Annotated in this window: 25 protein-coding genes; 23 read left to right on the forward strand and 2 right to left on the reverse strand. The window is 60.8% G+C overall.

The window, feature by feature from the left end:
* The first annotated feature begins 4 nt into the window (after positions 1 to 4).
* From motC to QN224_RS03090, 17 genes are all read left to right on the forward strand, one after another.
* Positions 5 to 1,309: a chemotaxis protein MotC gene (gene motC / locus QN224_RS03010; RefSeq protein WP_283975484.1), complete on the forward strand. Its 1,305-nt coding sequence runs from the start codon at positions 5 to 7 to the stop codon at positions 1,307 to 1,309.
* Positions 1,306 to 2,823 (forward strand): flagellar hook-length control protein FliK, encoded by a 1,518-nt coding sequence (locus QN224_RS03015; RefSeq protein ID WP_283975485.1) that lies wholly within the window; start codon positions 1,306 to 1,308, stop codon positions 2,821 to 2,823. The genes motC and QN224_RS03015 overlap by 4 nt, the downstream gene beginning before the upstream one ends.
* Positions 2,771 to 3,325: a transglycosylase SLT domain-containing protein gene (locus tag QN224_RS03020; RefSeq protein WP_283976085.1), complete on the forward strand. Its 555-nt coding sequence runs from the start codon at positions 2,771 to 2,773 to the stop codon at positions 3,323 to 3,325. The genes QN224_RS03015 and QN224_RS03020 overlap by 53 nt, the downstream gene beginning before the upstream one ends.
* A 271-nt stretch (positions 3,326 to 3,596) precedes the next feature.
* The gene (locus QN224_RS03025) at positions 3,597 to 4,268 is read left to right on the forward strand and encodes a transcriptional activator Rem (protein WP_269278074.1); all 672 of its coding nucleotides are present in this window, start codon (positions 3,597 to 3,599) and stop codon (positions 4,266 to 4,268) included.
* Between the two features lie 90 nt (positions 4,269 to 4,358).
* Positions 4,359 to 5,585, forward strand: coding sequence for a flagellar hook protein FlgE (locus QN224_RS03030; RefSeq protein WP_283975486.1), 1,227 nt, complete (start codon positions 4,359 to 4,361; stop codon positions 5,583 to 5,585).
* 24 nt (positions 5,586 to 5,609) lie between these two features.
* Positions 5,610 to 7,067, forward strand: coding sequence for a flagellar hook-associated protein FlgK (gene flgK / locus QN224_RS03035; protein WP_283975487.1), 1,458 nt, complete (start codon positions 5,610 to 5,612; stop codon positions 7,065 to 7,067).
* Between the two features lie 2 nt (positions 7,068 to 7,069).
* Complete coding sequence (locus tag QN224_RS03040) at positions 7,070 to 8,128, forward strand: flagellar hook-associated family protein (RefSeq protein WP_283975488.1); 1,059 nt, start codon at positions 7,070 to 7,072, stop codon at positions 8,126 to 8,128.
* A gap of 34 nt (positions 8,129 to 8,162) precedes the next feature.
* The gene (gene flaF / locus QN224_RS03045; RefSeq protein WP_153438396.1) at positions 8,163 to 8,510 is read left to right on the forward strand and encodes a flagellar biosynthesis regulator FlaF; all 348 of its coding nucleotides are present in this window, start codon (positions 8,163 to 8,165) and stop codon (positions 8,508 to 8,510) included.
* Complete coding sequence (flbT, locus tag QN224_RS03050) at positions 8,507 to 8,956, forward strand: flagellar biosynthesis repressor FlbT (protein WP_153438395.1); 450 nt, start codon at positions 8,507 to 8,509, stop codon at positions 8,954 to 8,956. Before flaF ends, flbT begins: the two co-directional genes overlap by 4 nt.
* Positions 8,947 to 9,363, forward strand: coding sequence for a flagellar hook assembly protein FlgD (flgD, locus tag QN224_RS03055; protein ID WP_173510884.1), 417 nt, complete (start codon positions 8,947 to 8,949; stop codon positions 9,361 to 9,363). Before flbT ends, flgD begins: the two co-directional genes overlap by 10 nt.
* A 6-nt stretch (positions 9,364 to 9,369) precedes the next feature.
* Complete coding sequence (gene fliQ, locus QN224_RS03060) at positions 9,370 to 9,636, forward strand: flagellar biosynthesis protein FliQ (protein WP_136506065.1); 267 nt, start codon at positions 9,370 to 9,372, stop codon at positions 9,634 to 9,636.
* Positions 9,637 to 9,851: 215 nt separating this feature from the next.
* Complete coding sequence (flhA, locus tag QN224_RS03065; RefSeq protein ID WP_173510883.1) at positions 9,852 to 11,939, forward strand: flagellar biosynthesis protein FlhA; 2,088 nt, start codon at positions 9,852 to 9,854, stop codon at positions 11,937 to 11,939.
* Positions 11,936 to 12,688: a flagellar biosynthetic protein FliR gene (fliR, locus tag QN224_RS03070; RefSeq protein ID WP_283975489.1), complete on the forward strand. Its 753-nt coding sequence runs from the start codon at positions 11,936 to 11,938 to the stop codon at positions 12,686 to 12,688. The genes flhA and fliR overlap by 4 nt, the downstream gene beginning before the upstream one ends.
* Before the next feature lie 2 nt (positions 12,689 to 12,690).
* Positions 12,691 to 13,083, forward strand: coding sequence for a hypothetical protein (locus QN224_RS03075; RefSeq protein WP_283975490.1), 393 nt, complete (start codon positions 12,691 to 12,693; stop codon positions 13,081 to 13,083).
* A gap of 206 nt (positions 13,084 to 13,289) precedes the next feature.
* Complete coding sequence (locus tag QN224_RS03080; protein ID WP_283975491.1) at positions 13,290 to 13,841, forward strand: rod-binding protein; 552 nt, start codon at positions 13,290 to 13,292, stop codon at positions 13,839 to 13,841.
* Positions 13,842 to 13,905: 64 nt separating this feature from the next.
* On the forward strand, positions 13,906 to 14,274 hold the full coding sequence (locus QN224_RS03085; RefSeq protein ID WP_283975492.1) for a hypothetical protein: 369 nt from the start codon (positions 13,906 to 13,908) through the stop codon (positions 14,272 to 14,274).
* Complete coding sequence (locus QN224_RS03090) at positions 14,274 to 14,843, forward strand: hypothetical protein (protein ID WP_283975493.1); 570 nt, start codon at positions 14,274 to 14,276, stop codon at positions 14,841 to 14,843. The genes QN224_RS03085 and QN224_RS03090 overlap by 1 nt, the downstream gene beginning before the upstream one ends.
* Before the next feature lie 118 nt (positions 14,844 to 14,961).
* Here QN224_RS03090 and QN224_RS03095 read toward each other — a convergent pair whose 3' ends face one another.
* Positions 14,962 to 15,951: a glycosyltransferase gene (locus tag QN224_RS03095; RefSeq protein WP_283975494.1), complete on the reverse strand. Its 990-nt coding sequence runs from the start codon at positions 15,949 to 15,951 to the stop codon at positions 14,962 to 14,964.
* A gap of 283 nt (positions 15,952 to 16,234) precedes the next feature.
* On the opposite strand from QN224_RS03095, the gene QN224_RS03100 reads away from it, so the two are divergent.
* Together QN224_RS03100 and folD are read left to right on the forward strand one after the other, a co-directional pair.
* Positions 16,235 to 16,912 (forward strand): WecB/TagA/CpsF family glycosyltransferase, encoded by a 678-nt coding sequence (locus tag QN224_RS03100; protein WP_283975495.1) that lies wholly within the window; start codon positions 16,235 to 16,237, stop codon positions 16,910 to 16,912.
* A 264-nt stretch (positions 16,913 to 17,176) separates the two neighbouring features.
* A complete protein-coding gene (gene folD / locus QN224_RS03105; RefSeq protein ID WP_283975496.1) occupies positions 17,177 to 18,076 on the forward strand; it encodes a bifunctional methylenetetrahydrofolate dehydrogenase/methenyltetrahydrofolate cyclohydrolase FolD in 900 nt (299 codons plus the stop codon).
* A 92-nt stretch (positions 18,077 to 18,168) separates the two neighbouring features.
* Here folD and QN224_RS03110 read toward each other — a convergent pair whose 3' ends face one another.
* Entirely contained in the window at positions 18,169 to 19,224 is a 1,056-nt protein-coding gene (locus QN224_RS03110) for a substrate-binding domain-containing protein (protein WP_283975497.1), read from the reverse strand.
* Positions 19,225 to 19,519: 295 nt separating this feature from the next.
* Here QN224_RS03110 and QN224_RS03115 point away from each other — a divergent pair, with 295 nt between their 5' ends.
* From QN224_RS03115 to QN224_RS03130, 4 genes are all read left to right on the forward strand, one after another.
* The gene (locus QN224_RS03115) at positions 19,520 to 20,878 is read left to right on the forward strand and encodes an ABC transporter substrate-binding protein (protein ID WP_269278019.1); all 1,359 of its coding nucleotides are present in this window, start codon (positions 19,520 to 19,522) and stop codon (positions 20,876 to 20,878) included.
* A gap of 162 nt (positions 20,879 to 21,040) precedes the next feature.
* On the forward strand, positions 21,041 to 22,051 hold the full coding sequence (locus QN224_RS03120) for a sugar ABC transporter permease (protein WP_283975498.1): 1,011 nt from the start codon (positions 21,041 to 21,043) through the stop codon (positions 22,049 to 22,051).
* Between the two features lies 1 nt (position 22,052).
* Positions 22,053 to 23,198 (forward strand): carbohydrate ABC transporter permease, encoded by a 1,146-nt coding sequence (locus QN224_RS03125; protein WP_173510871.1) that lies wholly within the window; start codon positions 22,053 to 22,055, stop codon positions 23,196 to 23,198.
* Between the two features lie 29 nt (positions 23,199 to 23,227).
* Complete coding sequence (locus tag QN224_RS03130) at positions 23,228 to 24,883, forward strand: alpha glucosidase (RefSeq protein WP_283975499.1); 1,656 nt, start codon at positions 23,228 to 23,230, stop codon at positions 24,881 to 24,883.
* The last annotated feature ends 53 nt before the right edge of the window (positions 24,884 to 24,936 follow it).

The following is a 24,936-nucleotide window of genomic DNA, read 5'->3' on the forward strand; positions in this document are numbered from 1 at the left end:
TCGGATGCTGAAGCGGTTGCACGCCATCCTCCTGACGTCGGTCCTGGCCATCCCGCTTGCGGCCGGGCTTGCGCGCGCGGGCGGGACGGAAGAGCTCGCGCCTTTCAAGATGGTAAGATCGCTGCAATATGTTCAGGATTCGGTCGTCCTAGGTGATCATTCCGCAATCGAGATGCAGCGCTTCATGCTGGGGGCGATCGACCAGCGGCTAAGAGCCGTCGAGCAGTCGGCCTTCCGCGATCCGCGCAACGTCGATGCGGCGCTTGTCTACGTCATGAGCGGCGGCAACCCCGATACGCTCGACTATCTCGCCGACCGCGACATCGAGGGCAATTTTGATACCAGGGTGACCGAAGCATTGCGGCAGTATCTGCGCGGCAAGGGTGCGCTGATCGTCGAAACGCTCTCCAAGGCCGCGCCGGAATACAAGAACGCCCGCATCGGCCCTTATCTTTTCCTGATCCTCGGCAATGCGACCTCGCAGCAGAACCCTTTGGCGGCGATGAAGTATTACGACTGGGCCCGTCTGACTGCGCCGGGCACCATCATCGAGGAGGCGGCGCTGCGCCGCTCCGTCTTTCTGGCAGCGAAGGCGAACGAACCCGATAAGGGATTTCGTTATGCTTTGAGCTATGCGCGACGTTATCTGACGTCGCCCTATGCAAGCCAGTTCGCGGACGTGTTCGTCGAACTGGCCGTTGCGCATTTCGACCAAGCCGCCGAGCAAAAGGTCTCCGAAGTCCTCGCTTTCATGGATAGACCGCGTCAGCGCGAGGTCTATCTTCGTGTAGCCCGTCGCGCGGCGATTGGCGGCAACCAGGCGCTCGCGCGGCTTGCCTCAAAACGGGCTGAAAGTCTCGCTGACAGTGGCGCTTCGCAGGCGCAGGTACTCGCAAGCTTTTACGAGGGGGTTGCGGCCGTGCCCTCGGCGGACGTGTTTGCAGCCACCGAAACCATCAGTGCAATTCCTGATGAAAAACTGTCCACGCGCGATCGGGCACTCCGCGACGCGGCCAAGGCGGTTGCGGACGCGGTGGTGCGACTACCACAGGATGAAAGCTCCGCGCAAGCGTCCGCGCCTACACCAGACAGAATCGCCTTGGAAGAAAGTCAGGTTTCGTCCGAGGAGACGGGAAGTGGGATGAGCCCATTCGGCGAGGCGGCTGAGACGTCGGGTGCGTCGAGCAATGACGGCAAGACCGGTGCAGGAATGGGCCAGCCCATGGACCCGGCACTCGATGGATTTCTCACCAACGGGCGCTCGAAGATCGCTGAGATCGATGCTCTCCTGAGGGAGGAAGGATTATGAGGCCTCTTGACGAGAGTTTGCGCAGCCCGGTTCCGGCGGCCACAGGCAAGGCCGGGTCGAGGCAGGGTGGACGGGAAGAGATCGGGGAAGCACCGCGCGCCTTCCAGGACGTCATTGCGGACACCGGCCGCCAGAAAGCACAGGGACAAGGCCCTGCAATCAGCGACGCCAACCAGCCAATCGACAATTCCTCGGCGAACGGTTTGCAGGGACGTCTCGGCGATGACACGGCAACCGGCGGCCGTGACCGACGTGGCTCGATCGGACGCAACCGAATGGAAGGCACGTGGGACGCGTCGTCGTTGCAAGATCTTGGCAATGGTGTCGCGGAAGATGCGATCGCGGCGGGCAAAGACCGGTTATCCGACAGCCTCTCCGTCCGCGAGCACGCGCTGAAGCGGCTCCGCCGCGTGGGCCTTGCAGGCAAGGAACAAGCGCCATCGCGCAGTGATCCAGCCGCTGGCAGCGAGCAGCATGCGGATGCGCAAGCGCAAAAGGCGGACGCCGACGCGCGTGGGCAGGTAAGGGCAGCGGGCGGGGTGCCGGACGAGGTGCGCACAGACGCCGGGCAAGAAGATCCTTCCGGACCGGCCGACCCGGCAAACGGGACCGTCGACGATCTACTCACGCTGCTCGACGCGGCCGCCGCGGTAACCGCCGGGCTGCAGCAGCCGAAAGACGAGGCAGACCGCTCGTCGGGCGATCGCACGGTCCCGGGCAATGCGGTCGGAATTGAAGGCGGCGAAGCTGTGGCCGACATTGTTCCGGACGAAAGCTTGCATGCCGAGAAAGACGCATCCGAGTCCGATCAGCTCTTCCGCTTTGCCCGAGCCGACGGCAAGGGCCAGGCCATGTCGATGACCATTTCCGCCGATGGGGAGAAGGCCGTCGTCGACACCGGCAAGCCGGCCGCCGCATCCAAGGCGGAAAACGTCACGGTTCTGGAAGCGCGCCGTTATCTCGGTCTGGCCATGAACGCCAACGCCGCATCGGTGACCAGTGCTATCGCCGGCGACAGTGAATGGGCGCAGCTAATGCAGTCGGGCGCGACCTTGGGACAACCGGAAGCCTCCGGTCAGGTCGGCAAAACGCTCAACACGCTCAAGATTCAGCTGCATCCGATCGATCTCGGTACTGTGACCGCCACCCTGCGGCTGAAGGACGACGAGTTGCAGGTCGACTTGAAGGTGGAGTCGGGCGAGGCGTTCCGCCAGTTGCGCGACGACCAGGGCGAGATGGTGAAAGCGTTGCGCGCACAAGGCTTCGCGGTCGACCAGATCAATATCGTGTTCAATGCCGGCGGCGACGCTTCAGGTGGCGGCAGTCAGCAGCAACAGGCGCAAACCGCCCCCGGTCAGCAGGGACGCGAACACGCCGGCGAGGGGAGCGGGCAGGGGCGCCAGCGACAGAACGATGCGCAGGCTTCGACAGCAGGAAGGTGGGCGGGCAATGATGGACTGGATGGTGCGCCGGTTGACGCTGAGCGTCCTCGTGCTGGCTACGTCTACATGTAGCGCCTGGGCAAGCGCCGGTGTCTGCGAGCGCGAGATCATTTCCGCGGCTTCGAAATATGGCATCCCGACCGGGATTCTCTATTCCGTCGGTTTGACCGAGACAGGCCGCAAAGGATCTCTCCAGCCTTATGCGATGAACATCGAGGGCAGGGCCTATTTCGGCACCAGCACGCGGGACGTCCTGGAGCGCTTCGGGACCGCCCGGGCGCAAGGGGCCAAACTCATCGATCTCGGCTGCATGCAGATCAACTATTACTTCCACGGAGAGAATTTCGGTTCGCCGGAGGAAATGCTTGATCCGCGCAAGAACGTCGAATATGCCGCCCGCTTCCTGTCCGATCTGCGCGCCAAGCACGAGAGCTGGACGATGGCTGTCGCGCGTTATCATGCCGGGCCGAACAACGATCCGGCGCAGAAGAAATACGTCTGCCGGGTGATCGCGAATCTCGTCGCGACGGGCTACGGCAAGTGGACGCCGAACGCGACGCAATTCTGTCGGTAATCAACCTAAAATTGCATTCCACGGGGCGATCCCGCATTATGGCGACAATGCGGGCAGAATGTGATGGCAAGCAGATTTGTCGCGCGCCGTTAACTTTTCCACACGATTTTAGTGCCATGATTAACGAGTACCTACTAGATATAGATCAAATCGGCACGCAATTCCTAATCAATTATTAAAATCCCCCATTAACTTTCTCTAGTTGTTCGTGAATCCCCCGATTCGTACCTCTTTATCAACGAGGCACCCATATTGATTCGGAGGCGGACGAATGATCGTGGTGGTTGACGATAGAGAGCTCGTAAAGGATGGCTACGCGTCCTTGTTCGGGCGCGAAGGTATTCCCTCGACGGGCTTTGATCCCAGAGAATTCGGCGAGTGGGTAAACACGGCTGCGGACTCGGATATCGATGCGGTCGAGGCGTTCCTGATCGGGCAGGGCGACAGCGCGTTCAGCCTGCCGCGCGCGATCCGTGACCGCTCGATGGCGCCGGTCATCGCGATGAGCGACACGCCTTCGCTCGAAAACACCCTGGCGCTGTTCGACTGCGGGGTCGACGACGTCGTGCGCAAACCGGTGCACCCGCGGGAAATCCTCGCCCGGGTTGCTGCGATCCGCCGACGCCTCAAGGCCATTACCAACTATACCGACATCGGACCGATCCGCGTTTTCGCCGACGGCCGCGATCCGGAGATCAATGGCGAGGTCTTCGCGCTGCCGCGCCGAGAACGGCGCATCCTGGAATATCTGGTCGCCAATCGTGGCCGTCGCGTATCGAAGTCCCAGATCTTCAACGCGATCTACGGCATCTTCGATGAAGACGTCGAGGAGAACGTCGTCGAAAGCCACATCAGCAAGCTGCGCAAGAAACTGCGCAAGAAGCTCGGCTTCGACCCGATCGATTCCAAGCGCTTCCTTGGCTACTGCATCGACTGGAATTGAGCGCGCGGCAGCGGGCCGGGGCCGGCTCAAGACAGGTTCACGCAAGGCCCGGCTCCTAGTGTCGCCGCAACGAGGAATTGAGGATCCGATATGAGTCTCTACGGTACCATGAGAACCGGCGTTTCAGGCATGAACGCCCAATCGAACCGGCTCAGCACCGTTGCCGAGAATATCGCTAACGCCAATACGACCGGCTACAAGCGCGCGTCGACGGAATTCTCGTCGATGATCCTGCCGTCGAGCAACGGCGCTTACAATTCCGGCGGCGTGCAGACCCAGGTCCGTTACAGCATCTCTGAGCAGGGTGCGACGACTTACACCACGTCCGGCAGCGATCTCGCCATCGACGGCGGCGGCTTCTTCATTGTTCAGGGTACGAATGGTCAGGAATACCTGACACGCGCCGGCGCCTTCGAACCGGACAGAGAAGGCAATCTCGTCAACGGCGGCTTCACGCTGATGGGTTACGAATACCAGGCCGGGGTTGATCCGACGGTTGTCGTCAACGGGTTCGACGGCCTGACCAAGGTGAATCTCAGCTCCGAAGGGCTGGTCGCGAAAGGCTCGACCAAGGGCGAGATGGGTGGAAATCTTCCATCAGGAGCGGCCGTAGGCGCTACGCATCCCACATCGCTTGTGGTCTTTGACAGCCAGGGTAACTCCCGCCTTCTCGACTTTGTGTACACCAAAACCGCAGCAAACAGCTGGTCGGTGGAAATCCGCGACCGTGCCACCTATACGGCCGGTCCGCCCGTCACCGGCGTGCTCGGCACCGCGGCCTTGACCTTCAATGCAAGCGGGGCGCTGACGACTTCTCCGGCAACGGTTACGACCTCGGCAATGACGGGCCTGCCCGGGACCGGCGCAAACCTCGCCGCGCTCACCATCGACCTCAGCAAAACCACGCAGCTCGGTTCCGACTTCAGCTCCGACGGCGGTGACATAGACGGCAACGCGCCGAGCAAGGTTGCCGGCTTCCAGATCGATGCCGATGGCATCGTCTACGTCAAATACGAGAGCGGCGAACTCGACCCACGCTATCGCATCGCGCTTGCGAATGTGCAGAGCCCGGACAAGCTGTTGCCGGAGTCCGGCAACGTCTATTCGCAGGGCGTCGACTCCGGCGTCATCATCACCGGTTTCGCCGGTTCCGGTAACTTCGGCAACATTCTTTCGGGCGCGCTTGAAAGCTCGAACGTCGATATCGCCGAAGAACTGACGGCGATGATCGAATCCCAGCGCAACTACACGGCCAACTCCAAGGTCTTCCAGACCGGGTCGGAACTGCTCGACGTGCTGGTCAACCTGAAACGGTAATCGAAAAGAGAGACGGTCTGCGTCATGTCGCTGTCCACCGCAATCACAATCGCGCAATCCGCTTTCAACACCACGGCGGCACAGACTGCCATCGTGTCGAAGAACATCGCGAATGCGGGCAACGCGGACTATTCGCGTCGGATGGCGATGCTGGGCTCGACGCCGAACGGAGCGCAGGTCGTCTCGATCTATCGGGCACAGAACGAGGCGTTGCTCAAGCAGAGCATCGCCAGCATCGGCCAGGCCTCGGGCCAGGGCCGCCTGCTCTCCGGCCTCGAGCTATTGAAGTCGTCGCTCGGCGGCAACGACTACGAAACGTCGCCGGCGAAATTCCTGGCGGCGTTCCGGGACAGCCTGCAGACATTCGCGTCGACACCCGGAAACCCGGCGATGGCCGCTTCCGCGGTTTCGGACGCAGGTGATCTGGCCAATGCTATCAGCACGACGGCAAATGCGGTTCAAAGCCTTCGCACCGATGCCGACAAGGAAATCGCAATCGAGGTCGGCAAGCTGAACAGCCTGCTCGCCGATTTCGAGAATGTGAACAACGCGGTCAAGTCGGCGACGGCTCAGGGGCAGGACGCGAGCGAGGCCCTCGACCAACGGGACAAGATCCTGAAGCAGGTGTCGGAGATCATCGGCATCTCGACCGTGACGAGAGCCAATCACGACACGGTGATCTACACGGCGGATGGCACGGTGCTCTTCGAGACCCTGCCCCGAGCTGTCACCTTTGCTCCGAGAGCAGCCTATGACGCGACCATCACCGGCAACAAGATCTATGTCGACGGTGTACCGGTTGCTGCGGGTTCCGGGGCCAACACGACGGCCGAGGGCAAGCTGGCGAGTTTGCTTCAATTGCGCGATGACGTTGCGCCAAAATTTCAGTCGCAGCTCGACGAAATCGCCCGCGGTCTGGTGACACTGTTCCAGGAAGGCAATCCGTCCGGCGTGCCGCCGATCCCGTATGCACCCGGGCTCTTCACCTGGGCAGGTGGCACCGTGCCGCCGGCGGGCACGGTCGTTCCCGGCCTTGCTGCAACGCTTGCCGTCAATCCCCTGGCAAAGGCCAATCCGATGCTGCTGCGTGACGGCGGTTTCAATGGTGTCGTGTCCAATCCGGGCGGGGCTGCAACGCCCGATGCGGGCTACACCGGCCTGCTTGAAGGCTTTATCGCGGCCATGGGCGAGGGCATGGCCTTCGACCCGGCAACGGGCCTCGACGGAAGCAGCTCGATCCTCGATTTCGCGACATCCTCTATTGGTTGGCTGGAACAGTTGCGCAGCACCGCTTCGACCGCCAGCGACAACAAATCGGCGCTGCTTGCTCGCACCCAGGAAGCCCTGAGCAAAGAGACGGGCGTCAGCATCGACGAGGAATTGTCCCTGCTGCTCGACCTGGAGCAATCCTACAAAGCATCGGCCAAGCTGGTCAGTACGGTGGACGCCATGATGGCGGCCCTTCTCGAAGCCGTGAGGTAATCATGAAGACGTCCTTCGTTTCGAATCTGGCGATACAAAACGCCATGCGGCTGACGATCCAGCAGCAGCAGGTGGAGATGCTCGACCTTCAAAAGGCATTGACGACGGGCCGCCACGCCGATGTCGGCGTCACGCTCGGAGCGTCGACCTCGCGCTCGCTCAACCTGCAACGCGAGCTGGCGCGCATGAATGCGCTGACAAGCACCAACTCGATCGTCAACCAGCGCCTTTCTGCCTCTCAGGAGGCGCTCGAAACGATGGCAAGCGCCGCCCAAAAGGTTCGCGACACCTTGATGACTTTCAAGGGCAATGATTCCGCCGACAAGCTTGCGATCCAGAAGACCGAAATCGACAGCGCTCTCTCGCTTTTCACAGCCGCGGCGAATACCTCGTTCAATGGCGAGTTCCTGTTCTCCGGCATCAATTCGGACGTGAAGCCGCTCGCGGATTACAATTCCGCCGCAACCTCGGCTGCCAAGACTGCGTTCAACACGGCCCTGTCGACATACATGGCCGCTCAGGTCCCGCCGCTGACGGCGATGGACCAGTTCTCGGTCACGCAGATGCAAGGTTTCATCACCACGGTCGTGGAGCCGATGTACACCGGCGCCCAATGGGACGCCGATTGGTCCGATGCGTCGAACCAGAACATGACCAGCCGCATCAGCACATCGGAGATCATTGAAAGCTCGACGAATGTCAACACGACCGGCATCCGGATGTTCGCGCTCGCAAGCATCATCGCGTCGGAGCTTATGGACAAGGGCGTCACGTCGGAGGTCCGCAGCGCCATCGGTGAAGCAGCCCTTGTTTACGTCGAACAGGGGATCACCGGCATCGACGCCGAGCGCAGTGCCCTCGGTGTCGCCGAGGCTCGCGTGAAGAAGGCGAATGATTCACTGGCGGCGCAGATCAAACTTGTCACCACGCATGTCGGCGATATCGAGGGGATCGACGAGGAGGCGATATCGACACGGATAAACCTGCTGAAAACGCAACTTGAGACATCTTATACGCTCACGTCACGGATCCAGCAGTTGAGCTTGCTCAATTTCCTCTGACGAGAGGAACCGGACAAACATGAAGGATGTCTGAATGTATCAATTTTCGTATGCCGAGATCATGGAGGACGGCGTCGCCGATTCCAAGGATCGCGAACGGCAGGTACTCGATCGCTCGATCGCGCTCCTGGAGGCGGCGAAACAGCAGAAAGGGTACTCACGGGAGGCTATTGAGGCGATCTATTTTACCCGGCGCGTCTGGATACGCTTCATCGAGGATTTGCGCACGCCGGATAACCAGCTCAACGAAGAGCTGCGCGCCAATCTGATTTCGATCGCCATCTGGATCTTGAACGAGACGGAGAAGATCCGCAAACGCGAATCTTCCAACTTCCAGGGCATTATAGACATTACCACCATCATCAGGGATGGACTGAAATGAAGAGCACACTGCGTATCTCGCTGAAATCGGGCGAAAGAATTTTTGTAAACGGCGCGGTGCTTCGTGTTGACCGCAAGGTCGCGGTCGAGTTCCTGAACGATGTCACCTTCCTCCTGGAGAACCACGTACTGCAGCCGGAAGATGCGACGACGCCGCTGAAGCAGCTCTACTTCATTGCCCAGATGATCCTGATCAATCCGGAAGGCGCCGAGCAGTCGACGGCGATGTTCCGCAAGTCGATCGTCATGCTGCTCAACTGCTTCAAGAACGAAGAGGTTCTGGCCGAGCTGAAGCGCATCGATGGTCTCGTCACGCAGGGCCGCGCTTTCGAAGCGCTGAAGGCGATCCGGGCGCTTTATCCGATCGAAGATCGTATTCTCAATGCGCAGGAAATCACGCCGGCAACGGTCGAGCAGATTCGCAAGGAGATCGCACCATGGCGGTAAGTGGCGTCAGCAATACCTCGAGCAGCTACACGCCGACCGTATCCGGCCTGGAGTCCGGGGCGGATCAGACCGCTGCAACGCTGAACTACGAGAGCTTCCTGAAGCTGCTCGTGGCGCAGATGAAGAACCAGGATCCGACCAGCCCGATGGACGCGACGCAGCAGATCGCCCAGCTCGCGACCTTCTCGCAGGTGGAGCAGACGATCAAGACCAACAAGAACCTCGAAAGCCTGCTCCAGCGCACGTCGCTCAGCGAAGCGGACGCGGTCATCGGCAAGACGGTCACCAGCGCCGACGGCAAGACGACTGGTGTCGTCAAGGAAGTGAAACTATACTCCGACGGAATCATCGCCGTCCTGGATACGGGCAAGGAGCTCGTCATTGGACCCGGCGTCAAAGTGAAGTGATGCCGTATGAACGAGGCGGACGCCCTTGATATTGTGCAGGCTGCGATCTGGACGGTGATCGTGGCCTCGGGTCCCGCCGTCCTCGCCGCAATGGTTGTCGGCGTCGTCATCGCGTTCATCCAGGCCCTGACCCAGGTGCAGGAGATGACGCTGACCTTTGTGCCGAAGATCCTGGCGGTCATGATTACCGTCGCCGTCTCCGCGCCCTTCGTCGGTGCGCAGATCTCCATCTTCACCGACATAATCTTCTCCCGGATCCAGTCCGGATTCTAGAGCGAGGTCCGATCCGAATTGGGCGCAGCGGCTTTCGCCGCGCGCTGCCTCTTCGAGCGCTCAGCGAAGCACCCCCTCTGCCCTGCCGCGCAAAGGGGTTATCAACACCATCTCCTATACCACCCTCACGCAAGCTTGGGCCTGTAGATCTCCGGTGACAGCTTGGGCAGCTTTCGTGGATCGCTGCCCGCCTCTCATGAAGAGACGGAAGAGACATGGCACAACAGGCAGCGCTGACCATCCCGAAACTCGCACCCAAGAGCCGGGACGTCGGCTTTGCGCTCGGGATCGTGACGATCCTGTCGATTCTCTTCCTGCCGATTCCCCCGTTCCTGATCGATCTCGGTTTGGCGTTCTCGATCGCCTTCTCGGTGCTGATCTTGATGGTCGCGCTGTGGATCCAGCGGCCGCTGGACTTCTCGTCCTTTCCGACCATCCTGCTGATTTCGACGATGACCCGCCTGTCGCTGAATATCGCGACGACGCGCGTCATCCTTTCACATGGTCACGAGGGCCACGGCGCTGCGGGCGGCGTCATTTCCGGTTTCGCCAGCCTCGTCATGTCCGGCGATTTCGTGATCGGTCTGATCGTCTTCCTCATCCTGATCACGGTGAATTTCATCGTGATCACCAAGGGTGCGACCCGCATTGCCGAAGTGGGTGCCCGATTCACTCTTGATGCAATCCCCGGCAAGCAGATGTCGATCGATGCCGATCTTTCGGCCGGCCTGATCGACGAGAAGGAGGCACAGCGCCGCCGCCGCGAGCTGGAAGAAGAGAGTTCCTTCTACGGCGCGATGGATGGCGCCTCGAAGTTCGTTCGCGGTGACGCGATTGCCGGCCTGATCATTACCGCGATCAATATCTTCGGTGGCATCATCATCGGCTATCTCCGCCACGACATGCCGATCGGCGAGGCGGCCGATGTCTTCGTCAAGCTCTCCGTCGGCGATGGTCTCGTCTCGCAGATCCCTGCGCTGATCGTCTCGCTTGCCGCCGGCCTGCTCGTCTCGCGCGGGGGGACCGCCGGCTCCACCGACCAGGCGGTTGTCGGCCAGCTCAGCGGCTACCCGCGGGCGCTGACGGTTGCCGCCGGTCTCATCATCCTGCTTTCGGTAATGCCGGGCCTGCCGTTCCTTCCCTTCGCGACTCTCGGTGGCGGCATGGCCTTCCTCGGCTGGGTCATCCCGAGGCAGCTCGCTGCTGCTGATGCAGAGAAGCGGGCACAGGAAGCGACGAAGGCCCAACAGGCGAAGGATAGCGACAAGGATTCCGTTAAATCGGTGCTGAAGACGGCGGAGATCGAACTCCTGCTCGGCAAGCAGGTCTCGACGCGGCTTCTCGGAGCCCATCAGGAACTCGCTTTCCGTGTCGGCAAGATGCGCCGCAAGTTTGCCGGCCAATACGGCCTCGTCGTTCCGGAGATCAAGGTCTCGGACGATATCTCGATTCCGGACAAGGCCTATCATATCCGCATTCATGGCACGACGATCGCATCCAACACGGTGCGAGTCGGCGAGGTGCTGGTCGTGACCGGTGGCGGACGCCGACCGAGCGTGCCTGGCGACGAGATCAGGGAGCCCGCCTTCGGCATGCCGGCCGTCTCGATCCTGGAGACCTTCACGGAAGACCTGAAGCGCGAAGGATTCCACCCGATCGACAACGTCTCGGTGGTGCTCACTCACCTCAGCGAGGTCATCCGCAACAATCTTCCGCAGCTTCTGTCCTACAAGGACGTGAAGGTGCTGATCGAACGGCTCGACCCGGAGTACCGGAAGCTCGCCGACGAGATCTGCACATCGCACATGTCCTATTCGGGGCTGCAGGCGGTGTTGAAGCTGCTGCTTGCCGAACGTGTGTCGATCCGAAACCTGCATCTCATTCTGGAAGCCGTGGCGGAGCTTGCGCCGCATGTGCGCAAGACCGAGCAGATCGTAGAGCACGTGCGCGTACGTATGTCGCAACAGCTCTGCGGCGACCTCGCCGACAACGGCATCCTCCGCGTTCTCCGGCTCGGCAACAAATGGGACATGGTCTTCCATCAGGCGCTGAAGCGCGACGCCAAGGGCGAGATCGTCGAGTTCGACATCGATCCCCGGCACCTGGAGGAATTCAGCGAACAGGCGACGAAGGTTATCCGTGAACATCTCGATCGCGGCATGCCCTTCGTGCTGGTAAGTTCCCCCGAATCCCGCTCTTATGTGCGCATGATCATCGAACGCCTCTTCGCCACGCTTCCCGTGCTCTCCCATGTCGAGCTCGCCAAGGGCCTTGAGATCAAGATCATCGGCTCGATTTCATGATCTCCGATCCCGAGGGAACGGTGCTGGCGCTGTTTGCGGCCTTCTGCCGGATTGGCGCCTGCATCATGATCATGCCGGGGTTCTCCACGGCGCGCGTTCCCGTCCAGATCCGGCTGTTCCTTGCGGTTGGAATCTCGATGGCCATCCTGCCGATCATGTGGGACGACATCTACCCGCAGGTCACCGGGAAGGGTCACACCTACATTTATCTTATCGCGACCGAGACGATCGTCGGCGCCGTGATCGGTCTTGTCGCCCGTTACTATGTGCTCGGCCTGCAGTTTGCGGCCACGGCGGCGACCATGCTGATGGGGTTCAGCCCGCCGCCGTCGGCGGACGTTCTCGAAGACACGGCCGAAAACCAGGTCACCAGCTTGATCACCTTCGCCGGCCTGATGATCCTGTTCATGCTGGACTTCCACCATGTGATCATCGAGGCCGTCGCGCAATCCTACCGCGTGATGCCGATCGGCAGCGGCTTTGATCCGCAGGGCGTGTTGATCACGCTCGCCAATTCGCTGGGGCAGACCTTCATGATCATGCTCCGCCTCGCAAGCCCGTTCCTGATCTATGGCCTGCTCTTCAACGTCGCCATCGGAATGGTGAACAAGCTTGCCCCGCAGATTCCGATCTATTTCATCTCCCAGCCCTATCTGATCATGGGCGGCATGTTCCTGCTCTATCTCGGGATCGCCGCAATGCTGCGACTCTTCGCCGACGGCTTCGCGCCGGTCATGCAGGGAGGCTAGGCGTGAAGACGCGGTCGGAAAAATTGAAGCGCCTGGTTGCCGTCCAGCGGCATCTTGAGCGGATGGCGGAAAGCGAGCTTGCAGAGACCGCACGCCAGCGCGGCGTCCTTGCAGAAACGATCGATGTGGTCGCCGATGCAATGGGTTCGGCTCACCCGATGCATCGCATCTTCTCCGGTCATTACGCCTCCCAACTCGGGCGTCTCGCGCAGAAGGATCAGATGCTGCTCGGCATCCAGCAGGTGCACGAGGCGCGCATGCTGAGGGAGCGCGCAAAAGGCGATCGCTTCGAGGAAAACATGAAGGATGCACGCCTCGCGGAGGATCGCGAAGCGGCCGACAACTCGATCCTCGATCTGATCGACCAGCATCTCTCTACAGCGCCGCGCGTCTAATCAGACGCGCAAAGTCGCTGTAGAACTTCTGCATGGTTTTGTCCTTAAATCGATTCCCATTCAACGAACCATGCAGTAGCGCTCCGCCAGCTTCCGGTAAGGTTGAAGGACGATAGTGCGCCATCGGGGCGCTCTTCCAAGGGGACAAGCCCGGTTCGGAATATTTGCGACCGCGCGCGACTGCGGGCGCTTCGAGAGGATGTGACATGGCAATTTCCCCGCCCAGCGATCTTGTGATGGACGTCGTCCGCGCGGCCGATCCGGCGGAAATCCAGGAGGCCCAGGCAAAGCTCAAGGCCAACCGCGCTGCTTTCCAGGCAACGAGCCTTGCGGAAAACGGCAATGGTTTTGCCGCGGCCGTTTCGGTTCTCAACCCGTCCGAGGGATCGACCGGACTGGGCGACATCAACAACCGTGGCGAGCAGAAGAAGATTCCCGAGACCTATCGAAAGTTCGAGGCGATGGTGCTGCAGAATTTCGTGAAGTCCATGCTGCCGAGCGAAAGCGAGAACGTCTACGGCAAGGGCACCTCCGGCGACGTCTGGAAAAGCATGATGGCGGAACAGATCGGCGACGTTCTCGCCGCGGGCGGCGGTATCGGCATTGCCGATCGCATGGCCGGCGACGACGCGACCGATCGGGTGAATGCGTCGGTCGACGGCAACAGCCACAACCTCGCGACGAGCATGGTCCAGGAATACGAGCGCAAGGCTCTCTCCGGCTTTTTGACCAACGATGAAAAGAAAAAGCAAGCCTAGCGGATAAGCACACTCGGCGGGTTTCCGCCTGCATCGCGCTTTTGGATTATTTGGGAGTTGATTAATGGAAGCTGTGGCATCGAATGACGTACGAATTCGGAACGTTCTCGGCCGTCTGGAAATGATCATCGACAACGAGAACAGCCGCATCGGCGTGGACCCTGATTTCGATATCAAGACGTCGAACGCACACAAGAGCCGCTGCCTCTACGAACTGACGATGCTCCACCGCGATGCCGTGCCCGGCGAGATCTCGCCGGCCTTCATTTCGCAGACGCGCCATCTGCGCAGCAAGCTGCAGGTCAACTCCCAGAAGGTCGAGGCACATCTCGACGCGGTGCGGTCCGTGGTCGATATTCTGAAGACGGCTGCCCAGGACGCGGATGCGGATGGCATCTACACCGAAGCGCAGTTCCGCTATAGCGATTTCTGATGCTGAAGCTCGTTCTCACCGGGGTCTGGGTCTGCGTCGTTACGCTTGGATCCGTCTATTTTTCGATGCAATACGCCTCGGCGCCCCTCATATCGGAGGCCGAGGCGGATAGACGTGCATCCGAGGAATACATACCGGGAGAAATCATCACCGTCCCGGTCATCAAGGAAGGGGCGGTGCAGGGATATTTTCTTGCCAAACTGTCCTTCTCGGCAACGAAGGAAGGCATCGCGAAGCTGCACGCACCGCTCCGGCAGGTCGTGACGGATGAGCTTTACGACATGCTCGTCGGTTCGAAGTTCGTCGATCTCGCCGACACCGGGACATTCGACTTGCCGACCTTCAAGGTCGCGGTGAAGGACGGATTGAACAAGAAACTCGGCAGTGAAGTGATCACCGAGGTTCTGGTCGAACAGCTTGAATATCTCACCAAGGACGACGTCGAGCGCGTCGCCAACAGCCAGAACAGGCCATATCAAAAGCCGGTTCCTGTCGTCGACAAGAACGGCAATATTGCTGCGGACAAGATTCCGGAAGGGGCGGTGAAGGCGAACAGCAGCGCCCATTGAACGGTCCTGCAGCGCCGCGCGACCGGACGTGCTGAGATCGCTGGAGCACTTTGAGGTGCTGCATGACTTCGTCCCCTAAATCGATTTAAGGAAACATGCGGTAGCGGCGAGCCGGCATTCAGGTGACGTTATGCGTCCGGTCTTGCGCCTCTGCGGAGCCGATTTTCGCCGTCAGCCGGCCGACCGCGACATAGAGCGGATAGAGACTTGCCGCGGCGAGCCCGGTCTCCGCCCAAAGTTTGAGCCCGACCGGCAGAGAGGTGGCGATGAGCGCAAGGGATTTGCCGAGCACTCTCAACCGACCGGAGAATGTCGGGTCGCGCTGATGCTCCAGGAGTGCCGAGATTGCGCCGTTCTCGAGGCTGCGGGTACGGATCCACGACCTGGTGGTGTGATAAGCAGGAACCGTTTCCGCGACCCAGGCTTCCGTTGCCCAGGCAAACGTGAACCCTTTCGCCTTGCATCGATCGAAGAAATCCGCTTCGCCGACGCCGACGACATTGAGCGCCGGATCCAGAAACGGCCGGGGCATCCCGTCGAGTGCCGCCCGGGCTATAAGGACGTTACCTGCCGAATAGAGGATCGGTACCGGTCCGCTCTCATTGTAAGGAGGCGTGAAAACGGGGTGCCGCTTCCACTTCTGTTCGTGCGGATCCTCGAACACGGGGAGTTGCGGCCCGCCGACAATATCCACCCCATGGGTCTCCTGAACGGCAAGGAGGCGATCGAGCCACTCCGGAGCGGCAACTTCATCGTCATAGATGACCGCGAGCGCGCGGAGGTTGGGATAGAGATCGAGCGCTGTCGTCCATCCGGCATTGCACGCATGGGCGTGTCCGCGGCGGCGAACGACGACAATGGCGGAATCGGACGGATGTCCGAGAAAGAAGCTCTTCGCCGCCTGGGCGCCAGCCAGCCCGTCCGCGTCGTTGTCGACGACCACAGTCGCCAAAGGAACGTCAGGCCGTTGGGAAACAATGGTTTTCAGCGTTTTGACGAGGTGATCCGGGCGGCGGAACGTCGGCACGACGACCACGAGTTCGATGTCGGCCGCATCTTCCCGTTCGGTCTGGAAATAGACGGTGATGTCCTGACCGTTCGGCGTCATAGTAAGACCTGTGCGCGCAGATAGCCGGCAAGCACTACAGCAAAATTTCCTAAACAGATGTTGAATCCGGAAAACGGCTTTTGAATGAGCGCCTTAAACGGTGTTTTAGCGCAAGCAACTAAAGTGAGAAAAAATCGTCTCTCACCCCGTGTGGCAACATGTTTCCGATGCCCGTCTCCTTTTTTGCACCGATGGAAAGTCCCGCCTCGATGTTCGATTCGGCGGGCCGGACCTGCCAATGGTCCGTCGCCGCTTCGGCCGCCAGGACCGGAGGCAGGTCGCGATGAACGCTCTTTCGCGCATTGTCGCAACCGCGTCGAAGCGGATCGAATCTCGCGTGCCGACTCGCGATTTCGGCTGGGCCGATGCTTTGGCCTTCGCCGATACAGTCGCCTCGCAGCCCACATGGCATGCGGTCGTGACCGACCGCATGTTTCCGACCAGTCAGGATGCGGCGGCCTTCGTGCCCGCGCTGCTGACCTATATCGAGAAGCCGATGCGTGTCGCGCTGGTCGGCTCGCACCATAACGTCGTGGAGCGTGCCGCCGAGAATTTCCGAAGCCACGCGCCCTGGCACGAATTCATAGCCGCCGGCGGCTTTTCCGGTCAGGGGAAAGTTCTCGATGACGTACGCGCGATCGAGCCTCACATTCTGCTCGTGGCGATCGAGAGCTCGAAACAGGAGAAATGGGTCGATCGAAACATTGCTCCCGAGCACGGCCGGCTCGTCATCGCCGTCGACGACTTTGTGGTTCGTGAATTCTCCCCCACGCCCGCTCTCTTTCGTCGCCTGGGGCTCTTTTGGCTCCATCGGTTCGCGGCCGAGGCAGGGCGGCGTCGCGCGTATCACGCCTTTCGGTGGAAGCCGATTAAGCGCGGTCGCGATCTTGCCGGCGTTTCCGAGCAGCATTTCGAACCGCCGCAGGCGCACCGCGGTGCTAGCCGCATCTCGCGCGAATGATTCCGACCGCTGCCGGTGATGTCTTGCTTGCGTCAAACACTTTTCGCGCCGGAGCAGTGGGGTGTTTGTGACATGACGTTGCAAGTGGCGGAACCGGATCTTTCAGCGATGCAAGGAAATGCGACCGACGTCGACGGAATGCTGTTCCGGTCCCGTCGGCTCTTGCATTTATGCGTTTGGAACAGCATAGGGCGCATGCAGGCAATCGCTTGATGCCGCGCGAACTAGAGTGTGCCGCGCGAAGGACAAACCGGGAGATACGCCGTGACGACTGTGATTGATGGCAAGGCCGTTGCCGCTTCGGTCATCGAAACCGTGAAATCCGCCACAAAGACGCTGGAGGCGGAAACCGGCGTCCGCGCCGGGCTCGCCGTGGTTATCGTCGGAGACGATCCGGCAAGCCACGCCTATGTATCGGCGAAGAGCAAGATGGCCAAGGAATGCGGTTTCCTTTCGGTCCAGCACACCCTGCCGCAGGAGACGTCGCAGGAGGAACTGGCGGCGCTTGTCGCGGAACTTAATGCGGACGCCTCCATTCACGGCATTCTCGTGCAACTGCCGCTGCCGAAGCATCTTCAGTCGGAGCCGATCATCCAGTCGATCCTGCCCGAGAAGGATGTCGACGGCCTGCACGTCGTCAATGCCGGCAGGGTCGCGACCGGAGATCTCGAGAACGGGCTCATTTCCTGCACGCCTGCCGGGGCTATGGTGTTCGTGCGCCGCACGCATGGGGAGGACCTTTCGGGGCTCAACGCCGTCGTCATCGGGCGGTCGAACCTCTTCGGCAAGCCGATGTCGGCGCTGCTTCTTGCCGCCAACGCAACGGTGACGACAGCGCATTCACGCACGAAGGATCTTCCCGCCGTCTGCCGCAACGCCGACATTCTGGTTGCCGCCGTCGGTCGCCCGGAAATGGTCAATGCCGATTGGGTGAAGCCCGGCGCGACAGTCATCGACGTCGGCATCAATCGCGTTCCGGCGCCGGAACGCGGCGAGGGCAGGACGAAGCTCGTCGGCGACGTCGCCTTCGAGGAATGCGCCAAGGTCGCAAGCGTGATCACGCCGGTTCCCGGCGGTGTCGGCCCGATGACCATTGCCATGCTGATGGCGAACACGATCATTGCAGCCTACCGCACGGCCGGTCGCAAGCCGCCAAAATTCTGACGACCGCTCGAAGGATGTGAAATGGATGCGGGCGGAGGGCCAAACGCCTTTCCGTCCGCTTCAGCGTCTACGCGATTCCGGACGGAAAACCGTCACACCCTTTTCCTGGAATTGATCTTTTTGGCGGACGCCGGTCCGGTCGACGCGCGAACGATCAGTTCCGCGCGCCAAAGTTCCTGATCCGGGTAGGCGCCGCGGTCCAGGATGCCGCCGATCAGCCGGCTTGCGACGCGCGCGCCGGCGGCCCTCAGCGACGAGCGCGTCGTCGTCAGCGGCACGCTGAAATTTTCCGGCTTCAGCATCGGCAAGACATCGTCATGAGCGATGATCGAGATGTCGGTGCCGACCGTGAGGCCGGCCTGATTGATCGCGCGCACGGCTCCGAGTGCCAGAGCCGTACTCGAGCAGAGAACGGCGGTAGGCGGATCCGGCTGCTTCAGGAAGCGCTGCATGCTGCGATAACCGTATTCATCGGTCATCACCGAGTGGTGGACCAATGTCTCGTCGAGATCGAGACCCCACTCCTTGAGGGCGCGCGTCACGCCCTTTTTCCGGCGAATGGCGAAGGCCAGGTGTTCCTGTCCATTGATGAGGGCGATCCGCCGATGGCCGAGCTGGATGAGAAGCCTCGTCGCGTCGTAGAAGGCGGCCGTGTTGTCTATGTCGAGGAACGGATAGTCTTTCGGGCCTCCGATCGATCGGCCATGCACGACAAAGGGGATAGACAGCGACTTGAGTATGGCGATGCGCGGGTCATTGGCGCGCATATGGGCAAGGAAGAGGGCGTCGACATTGCCGCTTGCCGCCAGGCGCCGGAACGTTGCTTCCTCGTCTTCGGGCGCACTCGGGTTCAGCACGAAATGAAAGTCGTGCTTGACGGCCTCTTCGGCGAGACCGGCAAGAAATTCGCCGAAATGAATGTCCGATCCGATACCCGATGCAATCGGCATGACAAGGCCGATGGAATAGGCCTTGCCCGTCGCCAGCCGTTGCGCGGCGCGGTTCGGCCGATAGCCGGTCTCGCGCACCGCTTTCAGGACCCGTTGCCGGGTCTTGGCGTTGACTTCCGGGTAGCCGTTGAGCGCTCGGCTGACCGTCGTCTGCGATAGGCCGAGCAACTCCGCTAGTTGCTTAAGATTGACCGGCATGGTTGGCAGTCCTCCCCAAAGCGCTTTGGATACCCCTCTTATTTAGGGTGTTCCGGCGAGCGCCCCCAAATCCTGTATCACTCGCACCGCGCAGGAAAAAGCGAAAACCCCTGTTTTCGCGCTGCAAAACGTTGATGCAAGGCAATATCCACGCCACTTTGAGACGGTCAGGAGGAAAGCGCTTGACTCTTCCTCAGTGGCGATGATTTCTTAGCAAACTCAAAGCGCTTTGAATTTGCGCGTTGATGATCCGCCCGCGGCGCAATGTCCGGGTTCATGTTGGGAGGACAATAACGTGAAGAGATCATTCCTGATGGGCGTGGCTGCGCTCGCCCTGGTAGTGGGGGCTGCCGATGCTGCCGAGCTGAAATTCAAGCCCGGCGAGGACTCCAAATTCAATTGGGCGAGTTTCGAGGAATTCAAAAAGGGCCACGACCTCAAGGGACAAACGCTGACCATCTTCGGTCCATGGCGCGGCGAGGACGAGGCCCTGTTCAAGAGCGTTTATGCTTATTTCGTCGAAGCGACGGGCGCCGAGATCAAATATTCGTCCTCCGAAAACTATGAACAGCAGATCGTCATCGACACTCAAGCTGGCAGCCCGCCGGATGTCGCGATCCTGCCGCAGCCGGGTCTCATCGCCGATCTTGCCTCGAAGGGCTATCTGACGCCGCTTGGCGACGAAACCAAGCAATGGTTGCTCGACAACTACGCAGCCGGTCAATCGTGGGTCGATCTCTCCACTTACAACGGCAAGGACGGCGCACCGGCGCTCTACGCCTTCCCTTACAAGATCGATGTGAAGTCGCTCGTCTGGTACGTGCCGGAAAACTTTGAGGACGCCGGCTACGAAGTGCCGAAGACCATGGAAGAGCTGAAGGCGCTGACCGAAAAGATCGCCGCCGATGGTGAGAAGCCGTGGTGCATCGGCCTCGGTTCCGGCGGCGCGACCGGCTGGCCGGCGACGGACTGGGTCGAGGACCTGATGCTGCGCACGCAGCCTGCCGATGTCTACGACAAGTGGGTCAAGAACGAGATTCCGTTCACCGATCCGGCGATCACCGGTGCGTTGGACGAATTCGGCTGGTTCGCACGCAACGACAAGTTCGTGGATGGCGGCGCTGCGGCCGTGGCCTCTGCCGACTTCCGTGACAGCCCGAAGGGTCTCTTCTCCTCGCCGCCGAAGTGCTACCTGCACCATCAGGCTTCGTTCATCCCGTCCTTCTTCCCGGAAGGCACCGTGATCGGCGAGGATGCCGATTTCTTCTACATGCCTCCCTATGAGAGCAAGAAGGATCTCGGCAATCCGGTGCTGGGTGCCGGTACGCTTGCGATGATCACCAAGGACACGCCGGCCGCACGCGCCTTCATCGAGTTTCTGAAGACGCCGATCGCGCATGAGGTCTGGATGGCCCAGACGAGTTTCCTGACGCCCTACAAGAGCGTCAACGTGGAGACCTATGGCAATCCGCCGCTGAAGAAGCAGGGCGAGATCCTGCTCAATGCGACGACCTTCCGTTTCGATGGTTCCGACCTGATGCCGGGCAAGATCGGCGCAGGCGCCTTCTGGACGGGCATGGTCGATTTCGTGGGCGGCAAGTCATCTGCCGACGTCGCAGCCGGCGTGCAGAAGGCATGGGACTCCATCAAGTAAGACTAAAACAAAGACGGCGGACGATGCTAATCTCGTCCGCCGCTCCTTCATGTCCGGGTTGCCTCGGCAATCGGGGTAATCCCAATCAAGAGCGGTAGCCGTCATCACGCGATGCGCCGGGAGCATCCTGCTTCGGAGCGCATTTAAGGGGAGGGATGTGTCATGCAGCAGCTATTCGCTGCCATTCTGACGATGATTGCCGGTGTCCTGGCTTGCGCAGCCTATTTCTGGGGCACCAATTTCATTCTCGACCAGATTTTCCCGTCGAAGGGCCTCTCCGGTAAGGCTGCGTCCCGCAACCTGCGCATCACCAACGCCATCCGGCCTTGGCTGTTTCTGGCGCCCGCCCTGTTCGCGTTGACAATCTATCTCATCTATCCGGTCTACAAGTCCGTCGTTTTCAGTTTCCATGATCGAGCGGGAGTGAACTTCGTCGGCTTTAGTAACTACTTCTGGATGGTTAATGACGGTGAATTCCGCCAGTCGATCTTCAACAATTTCCTCTGGCTGCTGGTCGTCCCGGCACTCTCGACCTTCTTCGGGCTCATCATCGCGGCGCTGACGGACCGCATCTGGTGGGGCAACATCGCCAAAACGCTGATCTTCATGCCGATGGCGATCTCCTTCGTCGGCGCCGCCGTCATTTGGAAGTTCATCTACGACTACCGTGCGGAGGGAGCGGAGCAGATCGGCCTCTTGAATGCCATTGTCGTCGCCTTCGGCGGCGTACCGCAAGCCTGGATCACGCTGCCCTTCTGGAACAATTTCTTCCTCATGGTCATCCTCGTCTGGATCCAGACAGGATTTGCGATGGTCATTCTGTCCGCTGCATTGCGCGGCATACCGGAGGAAACCATCGAGGCCGCGGTGATCGACGGCGCCAATGGTTGGCAGATCTTCTTCAAGATCATGGTGCCGCAGATCTGGGGCACGATCGCCGTCGTCTGGACCACCATCACGATCCTGGTGCTCAAGGTTTTCGACATCGTTCTGGCGATGACGAACGGGCAATGGCAGAGCCAGGTGCTCGCCAACCTCATGTTCGACTGGATGTTCCGCGGTGGCGGGGACTTCGGCCGCGGCGCGTCGATTGCCGTGGTGATCATGATTCTCGTCGTCCCGATCATGATCTGGAACATCCGCAACGCGGCCAAGGAAATGAGGAGCCACTGAGATGACCCCAGCCACGCGCTCTCCGCTGATGTGGGCCGTCCACCTCTCGGTGCTTCTGCTCGTAGCTCTCTGGACGATGCCGACCGCCGGCCTGTTGATCTCGTCGCTGCGCGACAAGGATCAGCTCGCCGTTTCCGGATGGTGGACGGCGCTTGCCACTTCGTCGCGCAACGCCGTCGCACGCGCTCCGTCGGCCGACAGTCAGGTCGAACGTGACGGCAAGTTCGTCATCTCAGGCAACGTTCTCGATGGTCAGGCCGGACAGGTTTCGGCCTTCGGCTTCTCCAGTCGTGAACCGGCGGCGTTCAAGGCCGGCGAAACCGCCGATCTGAACGGCGGCGAGAAGCTGACGGTGCAGGCGGACGGCAGCTTCGAGATCGTTTCCGACACGAGGATGGAAGGCTCGCGCGGCCAGCGCATCTTTTTCACCGCTGCGGCACCGCCGCGCTTCACGCTCGACAACTATAGAGAGGTGCTGAGTGCGGAGGGCATTGGCGCGTCCTTCATCAACTCGCTGACGGTGGCCGTTCCATCGACGGTCATCCCGATTCTGATCGCAGCTTTTGCAGCCTATGCTCTGGCCTGGATGCCTTTCCCCGGGCGTGCAATCCTGATCGCCGTGGTCGTCGGCCTGCTGGTCGTGCCGCTGCAGATGTCGCTTATTCCGCTCTTGAAGCTCTATAACGGCGTCGGTGCTTTCCTCGGCGTGCCGGCCAAAACCTATATGGGTATCTGGCTCGCCCATACCGGCTTCGGTTTGCCACTCGCGATCTATCTCTTGCGCAATTACATGGCCGGTCTGCCGCGCGAGATCATGGAATCCGCACGCGTCGACGGCGCCAGCGATTTTGACATCTTCGTCAAGATCATCCTGCCATTGTCGTTCCCGGCGCTCGCCTCCTTTGCGATCTTCCAGTTCCTCTGGACCTGGAACGATCTTCTGGTCGCCATCGTCTTCCTTGGCACGGGGCAGGATCAGCTCGTCCTGACGGGCCGCCTGGTCAACCTCCTCGGCTCTCGCGGCGGCAACTGGGAAATCCTGACCGCTTCCGCCTTCATCACCATCGTCGTTCCTCTGATCGTCTTCTTCGCTCTGCAGCGCTATCTCGTGCGCGGCCTGCTCGCGGGGTCGGTCAAGGGCGGCTGACAGATTCAAGACAAGGACCTTTTACGCGAATGCACATGACAGAAACGACCGGCTCCATTCTGCAGCCCGACAAGGACTGGTGGCGTGGAGCGGTGATCTACCAGATCTATCCGCGCTCCTATCAGGACACGAACGGCGATGGCATCGGCGACCTGAAGGGAATCACCGCCCGGCTGGCGCATATTGCGGCGCTCGGCGTAGACGCGATCTGGATCTCGCCCTTTTTCACTTCGCCGATGAAGGATTTCGGCTATGACGTCTCCGACTATCGGGACGTCGATCCGATTTTCGGCAAGCTCGAGGATTTCGATGAGCTGATCACAGAGGCGCACCGGCTCGGCGTTCGGGTCATGATCGATCTCGTTCTGTCGCATACGTCCGACCAGCATCCATGGTTCGTCGAGAGCCGGTCGAGCCGTAGCAACGGCAAGGCGGATTGGTATGTCTGGGCCGATTCCAAACCCGACGGAAGCCCGCCCAACAACTGGCTGTCGATCTTCGGCGGCTCGGCCTGGGCCTGGGATCCGACGCGGCTGCAGTATTACCTGCACAACTTCCTGACATCTCAGCCGGACCTCAACCTGCACAATCCGCAAGTGCAGGAGGCACTGCTCGCCGTCGAACGCTTCTGGCTGGAGCGCGGCGTCGACGGTTTCCGCCTCGACACCATCAACTTCTATTTCCACGACAAGCAACTGCGCGACAACCCGGCCTTGGCACCGGAGCGGCGCAATGCCTCGACAGCGCCGGCGGTCAATCCGTACAACTATCAGGAACACCTTTACGACAAGAACCAGCCCGAAAACCTCGAGTTCCTCAGGCGTTTCCGGGCAGTGATGGACGAGTTTCCGGCGATCGCCGCCGTCGGCGAGGTTGGCGACAGCCAGCGCGGGCTTGAGATCGCCGGTGAATATACGTCCGACGATGACAAGATGCACATGTGCTATGCCTTCGAGTTCCTGGCGCCGGAAGCCCTGACGCCGGACCGGGTGGCCGAGGTGCTGTCTGATTTCCAGAAGGCGGCACCCGAAGGCTGGGCCTGCTGGGCCTTTTCCAATCATGATGTCGTTCGGCACGCCAGCCGCTGGGCCGACGGCGTCAGCGATTACGGCGCGCACGCCAAGCTGCTGGCGACCCTTTTGATGTCGCTGCGTGGTTCCGTTTGCCTGTACCAGGGCGAGGAACTGGGGCTGACGGAGGCGGAACTCGCCTATGAGGATCTCCGGGATCCCTACGGCATCCAGTTCTGGCCGGATTTCAAGGGCCGTGACGGCTGCCGCACGCCCATGGTATGGGAGAGCATGCCGGACGGCGGGTTCAGCGACGCCAAACCATGGCTGCCGGTTTCCGAGGCCCACCTTGCGCACGCAGTTGCCATTCAGGAAGCGGACCCGGCCTCTATCATGCAGCATTACCGCCGCTTCCTGAGATTCAGGAAGGCGTATCCGGCCTTTGCCAAGGGCGAGATCGAGTTTTTCGAGACGCGGGCACCGCTCCTCGGCTTCCTGCGCACCTATGGTAACGAGAAATTGCTTTGCGTGTTCAACATGAGCGAAGGACGCGCGACCGCCGAGTTGCCGAGCGAACGACTGGAACCACTCGAGGGCCACGGTTTCGTTTCGGAAATCAAGGACAACAAGGTTAATCTTCCGGCCTGGGGCGCGTTCTTCGCGCGCCTCGGCTAAGCGTTTTCCAGCGAAGGACAACGGTTCGCATGAAGAAGGCGCCTTATGGACAA

The sequence above is a fragment of the Sinorhizobium sp. 7-81 genome, assembly GCF_030124405.1.
Taxonomy (GTDB): Bacteria; Pseudomonadota; Alphaproteobacteria; order Rhizobiales; family Rhizobiaceae; genus Sinorhizobium; species Sinorhizobium psoraleae.